The organism is Clostridium aciditolerans (assembly GCF_016316925.1).
Taxonomy (GTDB): domain Bacteria; phylum Bacillota; class Clostridia; order Clostridiales; family Clostridiaceae; genus Clostridium_AM; species Clostridium_AM aciditolerans.
Genome location: NZ_JAEEGB010000005.1, coordinates 378119 through 393125 on the forward strand (window position 1 = coordinate 378119; position 15007 = coordinate 393125).

Consider the following 15007-nt stretch of genomic DNA (forward strand, 5'->3'; position numbering starts at 1 on the left):
AATCAAACTACATAATATAGCTGTGAAACAAAGCAATTTAGTCCATAAATTATGGAGGTTAAAGTTCTAAATGAACTTTTACGGGTAACTTGTGAGCGGAAGCGAAAATCTTAAGTTACCCAGTACCTGAGGGGAAACAAGCAAAATTACCCAGTATTCCGACTAAAAGGAGGTTAAAGCCCTAAATGGGCTTTAACAAGCACTTAGCGAGCGGGAGCGAGTAATCTTAGTTGCTCAGTGTTCCGACCAAAAGGAGGAATGAAATGGATAAGGATACTGATAGTCTTTTAAGTCCATCACAATTAACATTTACATTGCTGAGTAATCTAATGGGTATATCATTATTAACTCTGCCTAATAGTGCTATAAAATATGCTAAACAAGATGGGTGGATAGCCTGTATACTAGGTGCAGTATATCCTATATATATGATTTTTATAGCTGACTATATGTGTAAAAAATTTCCTAAAGACAATATATTAAAATTAAGCAAAAAATGTTTTGGAAAACTTTTAGGAACTATCTTAAATATAGTATTTATATCTTTTTTTGTTTTTCTTGCTACAGAAATAGCCTCTGGAGTTAGCAACGTTCTTAGGATATACATGGTTACCTTTATAACAAATTATAAACTCTTGTCAGTATTATTTTTAGCACCAGCCTTTATTGCTTATAAGGGAATTAAGACATTGGGGAAGATAAACGAATTAATTTTTTATTTAACTATTATGCTCTACTTTATTCCAATAGCTGTACTAAAATATGGCCTAATAGTCAATATAATGCCTGTATTTGGTTCTGGAGTGTTAAACATAATAAAGTCTACTAAAGAAACAGCCTATGCTTATTCTGGAATGGAAATGTTATTTTTAATATATCCATATTTGCAAGATAGTAAATGCCTTAAAAAAGCAGCTTTAAAAAGTATAATTATAATAATGATTATTTACACTTGGTTCACTTTTGCAGTTATATATTATTTAGGAGTAGATATTATTCCGAAATTCTTATGGCCCACAGTTGTGATAAGTGAAGCCATAAAAATTCCTATACTAAATAATTTTAGATATATATTTATGGTTTTATGGTCTCTTATAATGCTAAAAAGCCTATCTAATCATTATTATTCAATAACTTATGGCTTAAGTAAATTAATAAGTATGGCTAAAAGAAAAACCTTTGTCTTTTTGGTATATCCTATGCTTTTTTATATTTCTTCACTATATGGTAACCCAACCCTTAGAAGAGACTTTGTGGATAGAGCAGTACCTATTTATGTAATATTTAACTTAATCTATGTCTCTATAATATCACTAATATTATATATTAAAAAAGGTGATAAAAATGACCAACAAACGCAATAAAGTAATTATTCTATATTTAGTTATATCATCAATTCTTTTATATTCTTTTATAGGCCCAAAAGGTGAATTAGTAGAAAACTTAGAAATTCCCATTGGTGTGGGAATTGACTTAGAAAAAAAAAGTGAAAATGATATATCTTATAGTTCTCACATTTCATCATATTTATTTCAAGAGCGTAAGATAGATAGTACTGTATTGACTGGTGTTGCTAAAAATATAGGAGAAACCAGAGAAAAACGGCAATTAAGGTCCCCTAAATCCTTTTTATTAGGGCTAGAAGCAATTGTTTTATTAAGTGAAGAATATGCTGAATATGGTATAAGAAACGAGATTGATATATTGCTAAATAATCCTCAAATAAACGATATGGCATTTGTTGTTATATGTAAAGAAAGATCAGAGGATATTTTTAAACATAAGGTTAAAGGTTATTCAAGCTCATCAGAATTTATTCAAGGTCTAATAAAAAACGCTAAACAATTTAATTTTTTTCCTGAGCATGAATACACTCTTATGGATACACTTGTAAGAATAGATGCTGAAGGGAGAACTCTCTTACTACCTTATATAGAATTAATAGATGGAAATATCAAGTTAACAGGTATCGCCCTTTTTAAAGTTGATAAAATGGTAGCAAAAGCTAATATTGAAGAAACTAAAATTATAAATATATTGAAGTACAGTAACGTAAAAGGTATGTTAACCATACAAGATAGCTCTAAAAAATATATAAACTTTTATGCAGAATCTAAGAAAAAAGTTAAATGCTATAAAGAAGATGATAAATTTAGATTTGTTATAGACCTATCTTTAAATGGACCAATTGTAAGCAATACCTTATATGCAAACTTAAAAAATGACCCAAAGCTTCTAAAAGAAGTTGCAAAAGATATTGAAAAAAATTTAAAAGAAACCTGTGAGGATTTTGTTAACAACAAAATTAAAGAAAAATATAAAATTGATGTTTTAGGCTTAGGAAAATTTGCTGCTGGAAAGTATGGAAGAGGAAAAGGTATAGATTGGGATAAAGTAATAAGCGAATCTATCATAGAAGTAAATGTTAAAGTTAAGATTGATAATGAAGGTAGAGGAGATTACTAATAAATTACATAAAAATAACAGGTGTATAGCTTTAAAACCCTATACACCTAAAAACCCTATAACTGCACAATTTTAAACCTTTAAATATTTTTCAACATCTACTGTAAATATAGTTGCTCCACCTACTTCAACTTTAGAATCACTAAGATAAGGCATATATATACCTGTTGCTTCTGTGGTAGAATATGATACCACTGTTTCTTCTCTTGTCTTACAGGTATTTCCTATTATTGTAATTACCTTATCAACGTATTCTTCATTTACACCTATCATAAGCGTAGTATTTCCGGACTTTAAGAAGCCTCCACTAGATGCCAGCTTTGTCATTTTAAAATTTTCTTTAATTAATGCTTTCATCAGCTTGTTGGCATCTCTGTCCTGAACAATGGCTATGATTAGTTTCATATAACTCCCTCCTCTTTATAAGGCTTTAACTACGAAACTTAAGTCATGCCTGTCTCCATTAATTACAAAATTCATCTTACAGCAGTATTTTCTTGTAATTTTCTAAATATTAAAATAATTACTCCTACTTTATACTATGTTCGATATTAGTCATAATTTACTACAAAATTATAGTTCAGTACTTTTATTTTTTATGTGGATTTTGTGATTTATATCACAGTCTTCATTTCCGATTAAAATTACAATTAATTAGGAGGTGATAACAATGGATAAAAAAAGTGTTAATTTTAAAAAACTATATTATGGGTTCCCTGTTATATTAATAAGCTACTATGATGAAAATGATGTTCCTAACATCACAACCCTATCATCTTCTTTTACATTAACAAATATGATATGCCTTGGAATTGGAAATAACAGCTATGCGCTAAATCAGATAAAAAAAGTAAAAGATTTTGTTGTTAATATTCCTGATAGAAATCTTATGAAGGAAATGGACATTTGTGGATACTTGTCCGGTAATAAAAGCAGAAAATTTGAATTGACTGGCTTAACACCAGTTCAATCAAGCATAATTAAAGCACCTATGATTAAGGAATGTCCTATTTCTATAGAGTGTAGCTTAACTAATGTTACTGAACTAGAAGATTTTAAAGGCATTACTACTATATTTGCAGCTATAAAAGGCAGATGTGTTTCTACAGATTTGTTAGATGATGAAGAGCATTTAATATACTCATTACTTAATCCAGTTTTATATGTAGGTGATAATGCAAATAAGACATATAGATATACCGAAAAATACAAGTCAGATAACTCCGGCTCTTTTATTTAAAAAAATAGATGTGGCACTTTAATTTTAGTGTCACATCTATTTTTATATAAACTCATTCCTACTTCAATAGCTTTTAATTTAAATCAACAAATTTTTATATCTTCACAACCAACACATAGGTTAGGTTTATTGTTTGTATAGCCGCATTACTCCAAACATTACCTGTATTTTTTACAGAAGTTTTTGCAATATTAACTATATTTAGCTCATTACTAATTTACATCATATGCGGAAAACCATTATATATTATTACTTTGTAATTACATATTAAGTAATAAATGTTGGGAGGATTCTATGGAAAAAGAGGCACTTTCACAGTATTATATTTTTTTAATATTAATACCAGTATTATGTGGAACTATAGCAAGATATCTTACTCTTATTATTGACTACAGACAATATCCTAGTTACCCTAATGGTTATCTTATTCATTTAGTAACTGGATTTATATCTTCTGGAATAGGTGCTGTTGCAATTCCTGCATTCCTCGAAAGAAATTTCGAGGCAATTACATTTCTTTTTCTTGCAGCTGAACAGTTTCGGGATGTAAGAAGAATAGAAAAAGAAAGCCTTCAAGACCTTGATGATGTTGAACATGTTTTTAGAGGAGAGGCATACATTGATGGTATAGCTAAAACCTTTGAAGCAAGAAATTATTTTTCACTATTAGTCGCCTTTATAACTAGTTTAACTATGCATATTCTACCTCATAAAATTATGTGGATAAATATTATATGTGGAGTAATAGTTGGAATAATTGCACTTTATATACTTAAAGCTTTTTCAAAAGGTAAAGCTGTTGGAGATATTGCTGATATAAAACTAGCTAAAATAACTGTAAAAAACTCTGAGTTATATGTAGATGATATCTTTGTAACAAATCATTTAGGAACAGACAGATCTAGAGAATTAGTAAAAAATAGTGGTATAGCAGCGGTAATATATCCTAAAGAAAAGCACTTTAATAGAATACTTGATCATAATGGCCAAAGACAGGCAATAATATTTGAAGCCTGTAGAATATTGGGACTCAGAAGATATCACTATACTAAACGTGATTATGAAACTGGAAGAATAGCAGTTGTGCTGGTTCCAATTATTTATGACGAAGAAGCATTTATTGAAACTATAAAAAAGACTCCTCTTCTAGAGAGTATAAAAAAGAGTTACAGAATAATGAACTCTAATTTTAATAAATAGAAAGGATTGATATTATGGGCGCAGATTCATACAATGCAGGTTATGAGATAATAGCATATATAACTTTAACTAAAGACAGAGCACAAAATGGTAATCCTTTAATTTTAGTTGCCAGTAGCCAGGAAGAACAAAAGCAATTAACCGAGGATATCTCAAAAGCCTTGAAAGCGGAAGTGGTTCAACTTACCTGTGGAGATTATATGGTTATTACGAAAAAATAATTAATATATTTAGGAAGGTGACGTAATGGATTTAAAAAGAAAGGCAATTAGAGTTGGAATTGCTGCTTCTTTATGTATGCTAGTATCAAACTTATTAAAACTGAAATTTCCTTTTTTTGTTTTACTCCCTGCTGTTATGCCAATATCAACTTTCTTTGGAGAGACAATTAAATTTGGAGTAAATAGAATTATTGGTAGTTCCATTGGCGCTCTTATTGGTGTTATATTTATAACTATTCAAGAACAGAATATATTCCTAATTGGTCTAGGAGTCATATTAATTATTTATGTATGTAACTATCTTAAATGGAATAGCACTACATCTATTGCCTGCTTAGTATTTGCATCCATTATGGTTGGAGTAAAAGGATCCTCAGCTATAGTATATAGTGCTCATAGACTTCTTGACACATTTATAGGTATAGGCATCACCACACTTGTAAACCACTATATTTTCAATCCAGATGTAAAGCAGTTACTTAAGAATCAAGCCAAAAATATGCAAGATCATTTGCTAAATATAGCTAATACCAAGGATTTTTTTGAAAGCAAAGCCGAATTGAACAACATTGAATTAGAATTAAAGGATATGAAAGAGAAGTTAAAAATATATACTGAAGAATTTAAACGTACACCAAAGTTTTCTCTTTCAAAAAGTAAACTGGAGAATATGATATATGTCATTTCTGTTATTTTTGAACAAGTAAAAATAATTAATTATATTAATGGCAATAAAGATAAAAATGTTAATGGTGACACTAAACTTGATATAAATAATATTGATATAGTTATTAATTTTCATAAAAATATATTTTTTAATGAAATGAAGAACTTAAATAAATTCATGAATGAATTGAGCTAGTTCCCCAGATTCAACAGGATAATAAAGCTTAGCTAAACTTTGATAAGATAAACCCAATTTTTAACTAAGCTTTTTAATTTATTATATTAATATTTCTAGACTGTTAAATTTATTTAGCTGCCATAATGGATTTGATAGCATTCTTTATCTCCTCATAACCAGTACATCTACAAATATTGGATTGCAGCCATTGCTCTATCACATGATCATTTGCATCAGGGTGTATACTTGCTAAAGCGTGACAAACCATCAAAAATCCCGATGTACAATACCCACATTGAAAGCCCCAGTTATCTACAAAGGCCTTTTGTATTGGTGCATTTTCCAAACCTTCAACAGTGACTATTTTTTTACCTATTGCCTCAACTGTCAGCATCAAACAAGATTTTATAGGCCATCCATCTATAAGAATGGTGCATGAACCACAGTCTCCATTTTCGCAACTTGCTTTAATCCCTGTAAGCCCTAGCTCATTACGGAGAGTATTTAATAGAATGTCTGAGGGCTTTGCAGCAACTTCTTTATCTTCTCCATTAACATTTAAGGTTATTATTGATTTACCAGAGATCTTTAACATTTAATCATACCTCCAGCTTCTCTAAAACTTCTATAAGCATTTTTTGCAACATAAACTTTCTAAAATCAGCTGATCCGGCTAAATCACTTAATATTGAATCTGGTATGTTATCTATGATATTGTTAATACGCATATTATTTTGTAAGCTATCATCGTTTAAATAATCTTCAATTAAAGAAGATCTAAATGGGTAATCACAAACCCCGCTAAAGGCAATGTTTATTCTATTATTATCTTTAAGTGCAGTAAGAGTAATTAAGGGATAGTCTATCTTATCACTTTTAGTTCTTTTTACATGTAAATATGGCAGAGAAAGAAATCGGCTATCTATTAATACACTTACTATAAATTCTTCATCACTAAGCTGTATTCTTTTATCAAATATATCACTTAATAATATTTGTTTTATGCCGCTGGAATTTGCTATAACCACTTCACTATTTGATATTAAAAGAGGCAGCACAGCTTCCCTATATATAATTGTCCCTGCTATATTTCCTCCAAGTGTGATTTTATCTTGTATAGTATGGTCTGCAATTCTTTGCACCGTTAACCCAAGTAACGGAAATAAATTCGCTTCAGCAATTTGTGTAAGTGTCACAGAAGAACCAATAATAAGTTTATTATCTCTTAATTCTTGCACATTGCATTCAGGTATTCCTTTTATGTCAATTATCGCTTCAGTATATACATTATGAGCCCTTGCCATACTTATAATCTCAGTTCCGCCGCCGTAATACAAAGGCTTCTTTCCTTTGCTATTTAATTCAATATATAATTGAACAGCTTCCTCAAAAGTTTCAGGTTTATAATATTCAAAATCAAAGGGTATCATATCTTCCTCCAGTCTTAGCCTTCCAAATTGCTTCAGGCGTGATAGGCAGTTTATTAAATTCATAATCAGCTGCATGTGACATAGCATTTGCGAATGCAGCTGGAATTGCTATTATGCCATGTTCAGCAAATCCACGTGCTCCAAAAGGTGCATCAATTTGAGGTGTTTCAATAAAATCAACTACATATTCTGGATTTTCACCAAACCTCATAGGTTTATAAGTTCGCAGTGTAGTAGTTTGTAATATGGCATCCTTATCATATTCGAAAGCCTCCCTAGTAGATATCCCAAACCCCATATTTACTCCTCCCATTATCAATCCTCTGGAGGTTTTGTGATTGATTACTTTTCCTGCATCTAGCACAGTAATTGCTTTTAAAAGTCTATATGTAAACTTATTAGGATCATACTCAATTTCAACTGCTTGAGCACCTACCGTCCATGCCGGTCCAGGTTTGCCTTTTCCTGTTTCTTCGTCTATATCTGTAATATGACTCATTATAAAGCTTCCACGTCCAAGTATCTGGCCGTCAATTGCAAGACCATTGGGATGTTTATATCCTCGGGCTAAATCCTTAAATGAAACATATATTTCTGGATCTTGCTTCAAATACACTTTTTCTTCTGCAACCTCTAGATCTTCTGGTGGAGATTTCATGACAACAGCAGCTAAGCTTTTCAGCTGCCTTATAAGATCCTCAGCAGCTCTAAGAACTGACCTGCCTGCCATAAATGTTGTCATGCTTGCAACGGTTTTCCAATGTTCTGGTGAAACTTGAGTATCCACTCCCATAAATACATGAATTCTACTTACATCCATCTTTAGTTTTTCAGCAAGTATTTGAGCTAAAGTAGTCTTTGTAGCGGGTCCAATTTCAACTGCACCGTTATTAATATTTATGCTTCCATCTGTATTGAAAGTGAGAAAGGTTCCTGAAACGGCATCGGTAGGTGAATCAGATGTTTTCCAAAAACATCCTATTCCTTTTGCCCTTATCATACCTTCTTCTGTCTTTATCACCTGACCTTCATCCCATTTGGCTAATTCCTTTAATTTTGTCAAACATTCTTCTAATTTGCCTACATTACTTAAAGTTGTTTTTACTTGTGTAGGTGAGTATTGACCAGGTCTTATAGCATTCTTAACCCTTAATTCTAAGGGATTAATGCCAAGCTTTGCCGCCAACTTATCCATCATTCTCTCCATACAGAAGGTATACTCTGTATGTCCGAATCCACGGTAAGAAGTAACATATGTATGATTAGTATAAATACTTATTGAATCACACCATATATTTTCAATATTATAGGGCCCCGAACAATCTACCGCTATAGCCTTAGCCATACGTGGCCCAGTATCTGCATAAGCCCCATTATCAACCATGTATCTAGCTTCAAGAACTTTAATAATTCCATCTCTTGTTGCACCTATTTTTAAATTTGCCTCAACTCCAATTCTAGAGGGCGAGGTTTTAATATCCTCTTCTCTTGAGTTGGCTATCCTAACCGGTCTACCATTAACAGCCTTTGAAGCAAGATATGCGATAAATTCTAGCTGAGCAGCTGCCTTACCGCCAAATCCTCCACCTACAAATGGTACTTTAACAATTATATTTCCTTCTGGTATATTATAAATCTTACTTAGACGCCTCTTAACAGAAAAGGGAGCTTGCGAAGAAGTATAAATTATTATCCTTCCATCAGGCATAATTTGGGCCCTCACATTTCGAGTTTCCATTGCAATGTGGTCTGATTGTGGAAGTGAAAAGCTTCCCGATACTATAACTTCACTTTCTGACCAGCCCTTTACCGCATCACCTTTTCTTATTTGAATTCGGTCTGAAATATTAGTGTTTAGTTCAGGATGCACATCCTCCACTGCATGTTTGTACTGCCCCATATCTTCATGTATAAGAGTGGCACCTGGCTTCAGAGCTTCGCTTATTGAATTAACAACAGGCAAAGGCTCATATTCTATATTTATTAGCTTTAGAGCCTTCATCGCATCCTGCTCACTATTTGCAACAACCACTGCAACAGGTTCACCAAAGTAACGTACTTTATCTCTTGCTATTGGAGGTCTATCCTCTATTACTGATCCAGAGAGTATGGGAAAATAATCTCCTGTTATTACTGCCTGAACACCTGGTGATCTCTCAGCTTCAGATACATCAATAGATTTAATCTTTGCATGTGCAAAGCGGCTTGTGAGCATTTTGGCATGTAAAGTACCAGGAAGGATTATGTCATCAGTATATTTTGCTGCTCCCGTAACTTTATCAAAAGCTTCTTTTCTTGGTACGCTTACTCCAACTCCAATTACATTGCTCAACTATTTCTACCTCCTTCTAAAAAATATATCTTAATAAGTTAATCTGCGTAATTTAAAATATAAATTTATTTTTTCCTAATCTTTGTAAGTTATTCAATTCTATATCTCACTAAATTTAACATGCAAACTTACATTATTGTGATAAAATATCATATAATACTAGTAAATCATGGCATAAAAGAACATTTAGTCATTATTTTTTATACTGAGATTGATATATTTGTCGTAAACTTTTTATATTAAATCTAAATAAAAAAGCAGGCACAAGAATCATTTAATTCTTGTACCTACTTTTAAGCCATATTAGACTTATTAATAACATCAATTCATTCAATTAAATACAGGTAAAAAACTTTGATGCTTGACTATCCATAGGTTGCTTATCTATATTAAATATTTCTAGCAACTTCATATGCATTCCATATTGCATACATTATATTTGAAACTTGATTTGCGTCACCTAATAAATGAACATTTGGTATTTCAAATTTTATTTCATCATATAAAGATTTTTCTGAGGTATATCCAATTGCTATGATTGCAGAATCAGCATCAATAACTTCTTCTTTGTCACCAGATTTTAGAATAAAGCCATCTTCAGATGCACTAGCAACAGAAGTATTTACTTTAAGATCTATCTTCTTGAATTTAACTAAATCTTTAAGCATATCTTCATTAGCGTGACAAAGTGGTCCACCAACTTTTAAGATGTCCTCTTGTAGTTCAACAATAGTAACTTTTTTACCTTGATCAACAAGCCATAAAGCAGTTTCACAGCCAACTAATCCACCGCCAATTATAATAGTTGACCTTCCTGCATCTTTTTTACCAAGAAGAACTTCTTCTGCTGTATATACCCTATCAGCGCCTGGAATAGTTAACTTTCTTGGTTTTGAACCTGTTGCAACTATAACTTCATCTGCATTAAAATCTTTAACCATTTCTTTTGTAACTTCTGTATTATAGCGAACCTCTACATTTAAATCCTTAAGTTCATTAGTATACCAATTCGCAAGTGCTATATCGTCCTCTTTGAAGTCAGGTGCACCACCTGGAATAACATTTCCTCCAAGTCTCTCTCCCTTTTCAAATAGCGTTACTTTGTGTCCTCTTATTGCAGCTACTCTTGCAGCTTCTAGCCCTGCTACACCACCGCCAATTATCATTACATTTTTAACTTTTCTAGCAGGATCTAATCCATATTCTGCTTCTCTTCCACAAGCAGGATTTACTGCGCAGGAGATGCTAGCATAATTTTGCAACCTACCCATACAGCCTTCTTGACATGAGAGACATGGACGTACTTTATCATATTTATCCATCATTATCTTGTTAGGTATTTCCGAATCTGCAAGTAATGGTCTTCCTAGCGCAATCATGTCTGTTTTTCCTTGTGCTATAGCTTCACTTGCAAGGTCTGGGTCTTCCATTCTTCCTGCTGTAATTACTGGTACTTTAAGCACCTTTTTTAATATTTCATTGTAAGGAAGATATAATCCTTTTTCTTGATACATAGGTGGGTGGCTCCAATACCATGAATCATAAGAACCTACATCACCATTGAAAGCATCATAACCAGCTTCTTCTAAGATTTTTGCTGCTTCTATACCTTCCTCAATGTCTCTTCCTTTTTCAATAAACTCTTCTCCTGGAAGTCCACCTTCTTTCCAGTCCTTAATAAAGCTTTTAATACTATAACGAAGTGAAACAGGATAATCTTGTCCACAAGCTTCTTTAATAGCTTGTACTATTTCTATAGCAAATCTTAATCTATTTCTTAAACTTCCACCATATTCATCTGTCCTATTATTAAAGAAGGAAATCGCAAATTGGTCTAAAAGATATCCTTCATGTACAGCGTGTATTTCAATTCCGTCAAAGCCTGCTTTTTTTGCTATAAGTGCTGACTCTGCAAATTTTTTGACATAAGTTTTTATTTCTTCAACAGTTAACTCTCTACAAGTCACATCTTGGAGCCATCTATGTGGTATAGGTGACGGTGCTACAGCTGTTCTTCCTACTATTGAAGGTATGCTAACTCGTCCAAATCCACCTGAAAGTTGAAGAAATATTTTTGCTCCATAGGCATGTATTCTTTCTGTCATCTTTTTTCCTGTATTAATAAAGTTTAATGGATTAAGTGTTGGACATGGCATTGATGGTAAATTACATTTTTCAATATCATTTTCTACCATAGTAACACCGGTCATAATAAGTCCAGTACCACCTTTTGCTCTTTCTACATAATACTCTACTCCACGCTCATTGAAGGTTCCATCTGCATCACAAAGGCCACCTGGTCCCATTGGTGCCATAACAAATCGATTTTTAATTTCTAATTTCCCAATCTTTATTGGTTCAAAGAGATTTTGATATTTTGTTTTCATCTAAAACCCTCCGTAAATTTATTATAGATTATTTTTATTTGTAAACTTATAAATGAATTTATTCATCGAATCAATTCACCGAATAAATTCATTATATAATTTTGTTATTTTATTGTCAATATACACTTTAAGAATTTTCAAAATAATAGTATATAATTGACAATAGATTTTTTTATATATAAGCTAAGATTAGTACATATTCAAATAGGAGAATGAGTGGAATGGAAGAAAAGTTAACTAATAGACAAATTCAAGCAATAAATACAAAAAATAAGATATATAATGCTGCAGTTGAATTGTTGGAGAACAACGGCTATCAAAATATTAGAATAGAGGATATCTGTAAGCAAGCTGGGGTTTCTGTAGGCTCATTTTATACTCACTTTAACTCAAAGAATGATATTTTAGTTGAGATATTTAAAAAAGCTGATGACTACTTTAGAGAAGAAGTTTCAAAGTCTTTAGGAGACAAATCTATATTTGATAAAATTATAGATTACTTTGACTTTTATGCGAAATATGATGAATCCTTAGGTATTGATATGGCAAAACAACTGTATACTTTTGATAATAAGATGTTTATCACTGAGGGCAGATATATGCAAGGTCTCTTAAATGAAATAATAATAGATGCCCAGAAAAATGGATATCTCAATCTAGATATACCTGCTACAGAAATTACCAAACAATTATTTGTAGTAGCAAGAGGTGTTGTATATGATTGGTGTCTTCATGATGGTGCATATAATGTCAGAGAAGCTATGAGAAATTTTATTAAACGCATGTTAAGTACATACCAAAGCAAATAACCTTAATTATAAGCATCAAATGGTCCCTAACTGCTATACAGTCAGGGACTTTGTTATTCTTTATTAGTAAGCTTATCACTTTTCTTGTAATTTCCATCACTATCTTTGTTTCCCCAATAAGCGTCATTATAATTAATCATCACATATCCTGAAAGTAAGATGAAAAAAATTCCTCCTATTATCATAAATGCAGGTGAATTAATAATAGTCTTTAAAAATTCCATATCATATCCCCCTTTTCTTAATATTTAAATAGAAGTCTTTACCACATTTCAAATAATTTATAACCTACCCCAAAATTGTTAATATGTTAATGTATATTTTTGATAAATAATTATTACTCTTATAAGTTATGTAATAAGTAGTAATTAACTTCACTTTATGTAATATTATATTACTTATATATAAAAAACTCAAATTAATTATTTGACATAAAAAGGCATAATTTATAGCATAGCATATGTTATTTTTATTTTACATATTTATATCTTAATGTTGCGAATTATAACTTTCAAAATCACCATATTTGAGGCTTTGACATTATATAGAAACGATGATTAAAAAACTCTAAATGAATTAGATATCTATAAATAAAAAACAAGTAATTTTACTCTTGTAAAAATCACTTGCCTTTCATTTATTATTTAGTTATTATTTGATTTAAGAATTTTTTTGTTCTTTCTTCTTTAGGATTTGTAAAAATATCTTGTGGAGTGCCCTCTTCAATGATATCTCCTTTATCCATAAATATAACTCTATCTGCTACATCTCTAGCAAAAGCCATTTCGTGAGTGACTATAATCATAGTCATATGCTTTTTAGCTAAATCTCTTATAACATTTAGCACTTCTCCCACTAGTTCTGGATCTAATGCAGAAGTTGGCTCATCAAATAGTATAACTTCTGGATTTACAGCCATAGCTCTAGCAATACCTATTCTCTGTTGTTGTCCTCCTGATAATGTAGATGGATAATTGTTTCTCTTATCATGCAAGCCAACTATCTTTAACAACTCTTCTGCTTTTTCTATTGCTTCATTTTTGCTTATTTTTTTATTTATAATTAAAGGCTCTGCTATATTTTCAAGCGCTGTTTTATTTTTAAATAAATTATAATTTTGAAAAACCATGGCAGTTGATTTTCTTAAGTTCTTTATATCTTCTTTTTTAGCTGCTGAAGCATCAACAGAGACTTTTCCAATTTGAATAACTCCATCATCAGGTGTCTCCAAATAATTTATACACCTCAAAAATGTTGATTTACCTGATCCGGAAGGTCCTATAATTACTACGACCTCTCCTTTTTCTACACTCAAATTTATGCCCTTTAATACATCTAAATTATTAAAGCTCTTTTTCAAATTCTTTATATCTATCACTTTATCACTTCCTATTAGTATGCATGACCCATTTTATTTTCTAGTATCCTCTGAATATAATTAAAGAATATTATGATACCCCAATAAATTAATGCCACCGCTAAATAATTTTCAAAAAACTTATAAGTGGCCGCTGCAGACATCTGAGCTTGTGCTAAAATTTCCGCCACACCAAGGGTAAATGCTAAAGAAGAACTCTTTAACAAGTCTACAAAAGTATTTCCTAAGGAAGGTATAGCTACCCTAGCTGCCTGTGGAAGCACCACTCTTTTCATTCCCTGCCAATGAGACATTCCTATTGACAAAGCTGCTTCCATCTGTCCTTTATCTACAGAACTTATGGCTCCCCGTAACGTCTCTACCATATAAGCTGAAGCATTCATACTTAAACCAATTACAGTTGCAGTATAAGCATCAAGACTTTTGAATACAGGTATAATCTGAGGTAAACCATAGTACAGCAGAAAAAGCTGTACTAGCAAAGGCGTCCCCCTGAAGAATGATATATATATTTTAGATAAAGGATTTAAAATCTTTATTTTATAAGTTCCAATAGCTACTAATACTAAAGCTATGATTAATCCAATTATCATTGATATTACTGCTAAGCTAACTGTTAGATAAATATACTTAGCAAGTACTGGAAATGATTGTATCATATAATTTATATCAAAGTCTGGTTTCATTAGCATAACCACCT

At 31.5% G+C, this 15007-nt stretch carries 15 protein-coding genes; 7 read left to right on the forward strand and 8 right to left on the reverse strand.

Annotated features, from left to right (window positions below):
* Positions 1-263: 263 nt before the first annotated feature.
* Together I6U51_RS05455 and I6U51_RS05460 are read left to right on the forward strand one after the other, a co-directional pair.
* Entirely contained in the window at positions 264-1364 is a 1101-nt protein-coding gene (locus I6U51_RS05455) for a GerAB/ArcD/ProY family transporter (protein ID WP_211141642.1), read from the forward strand.
* Positions 1345-2466, forward strand: coding sequence for a Ger(x)C family spore germination protein (locus tag I6U51_RS05460; protein WP_211141644.1), 1122 nt, complete (start codon positions 1345-1347; stop codon positions 2464-2466). Before I6U51_RS05455 ends, I6U51_RS05460 begins: the two co-directional genes overlap by 20 nt.
* Positions 2467-2538: 72 nt before the next feature.
* Here the strand turns inward: I6U51_RS05460 and I6U51_RS05465 are convergent, their stop codons facing one another.
* Positions 2539-2871, reverse strand: a complete 333-nt coding sequence (locus I6U51_RS05465; protein ID WP_211141646.1) for a cyclic-di-AMP receptor — start codon at positions 2869-2871, stop codon at positions 2539-2541.
* Positions 2872-3136: 265 nt separating this feature from the next.
* Between I6U51_RS05465 and I6U51_RS05470 the strand changes: the two genes are divergently transcribed.
* The 4 genes from I6U51_RS05470 (at position 3137) to I6U51_RS05485 (ending at position 5989) form a co-directional block, all read left to right on the forward strand.
* Entirely contained in the window at positions 3137-3706 is a 570-nt protein-coding gene (locus I6U51_RS05470; protein ID WP_211141648.1) for a flavin reductase family protein, read from the forward strand.
* Positions 3707-4000: 294 nt separating this feature from the next.
* Positions 4001-4906, forward strand: coding sequence for a YIEGIA family protein (locus tag I6U51_RS05475; protein ID WP_211141650.1), 906 nt, complete (start codon positions 4001-4003; stop codon positions 4904-4906).
* A gap of 14 nt (positions 4907-4920) precedes the next feature.
* Positions 4921-5127, forward strand: coding sequence for a capping complex subunit for YIEGIA (locus tag I6U51_RS05480; protein ID WP_211141652.1), 207 nt, complete (start codon positions 4921-4923; stop codon positions 5125-5127).
* A 25-nt stretch (positions 5128-5152) separates the two neighbouring features.
* Positions 5153-5989, forward strand: a complete 837-nt coding sequence (locus I6U51_RS05485) for an FUSC family protein (protein ID WP_211141653.1) — start codon at positions 5153-5155, stop codon at positions 5987-5989.
* Positions 5990-6098: 109 nt separating this feature from the next.
* Here the strand turns inward: I6U51_RS05485 and I6U51_RS05490 are convergent, their stop codons facing one another.
* The 4 genes from I6U51_RS05490 to I6U51_RS05505 form a co-directional block, all read right to left on the reverse strand.
* Entirely contained in the window at positions 6099-6566 is a 468-nt protein-coding gene (locus I6U51_RS05490; RefSeq protein ID WP_211141656.1) for a (2Fe-2S)-binding protein, read from the reverse strand.
* 4 nt (positions 6567-6570) lie between these two features.
* Positions 6571-7401 carry an FAD binding domain-containing protein gene (locus I6U51_RS05495; RefSeq protein ID WP_211141657.1) on the reverse strand — a complete coding sequence of 277 codons (831 nt, stop codon included), beginning with the start codon at positions 7399-7401 and terminating at the stop codon, positions 6571-6573.
* Positions 7388-9733, reverse strand: coding sequence for a xanthine dehydrogenase family protein molybdopterin-binding subunit (locus tag I6U51_RS05500; RefSeq protein WP_211141658.1), 2346 nt, complete (start codon positions 9731-9733; stop codon positions 7388-7390). Before I6U51_RS05500 ends, I6U51_RS05495 begins: the two co-directional genes overlap by 14 nt.
* A gap of 389 nt (positions 9734-10122) precedes the next feature.
* Positions 10123-12120, reverse strand: a complete 1998-nt coding sequence (locus tag I6U51_RS05505; RefSeq protein WP_211141659.1) for an oxidoreductase — start codon at positions 12118-12120, stop codon at positions 10123-10125.
* Between the two features lie 221 nt (positions 12121-12341).
* Here I6U51_RS05505 and I6U51_RS05510 point away from each other — a divergent pair, with 221 nt between their 5' ends.
* Positions 12342-12929, forward strand: coding sequence for a TetR/AcrR family transcriptional regulator (locus tag I6U51_RS05510; protein ID WP_211141660.1), 588 nt, complete (start codon positions 12342-12344; stop codon positions 12927-12929).
* A gap of 53 nt (positions 12930-12982) precedes the next feature.
* Here I6U51_RS05510 and I6U51_RS05515 read toward each other — a convergent pair whose 3' ends face one another.
* From I6U51_RS05515 to I6U51_RS24685, 3 genes are all read right to left on the reverse strand, one after another.
* Positions 12983-13153, reverse strand: coding sequence for a hypothetical protein (locus I6U51_RS05515; protein WP_211141661.1), 171 nt, complete (start codon positions 13151-13153; stop codon positions 12983-12985).
* A gap of 416 nt (positions 13154-13569) precedes the next feature.
* Complete coding sequence (locus tag I6U51_RS05520; protein WP_211141662.1) at positions 13570-14307, reverse strand: ATP-binding cassette domain-containing protein; 738 nt, start codon at positions 14305-14307, stop codon at positions 13570-13572.
* Positions 14308-14321: 14 nt separating this feature from the next.
* Positions 14322-14993 carry an amino acid ABC transporter permease gene (locus I6U51_RS24685; RefSeq protein ID WP_246517084.1) on the reverse strand — a complete coding sequence of 224 codons (672 nt, stop codon included), beginning with the start codon at positions 14991-14993 and terminating at the stop codon, positions 14322-14324.
* Positions 14994-15007: the final 14 nt, after the last annotated feature.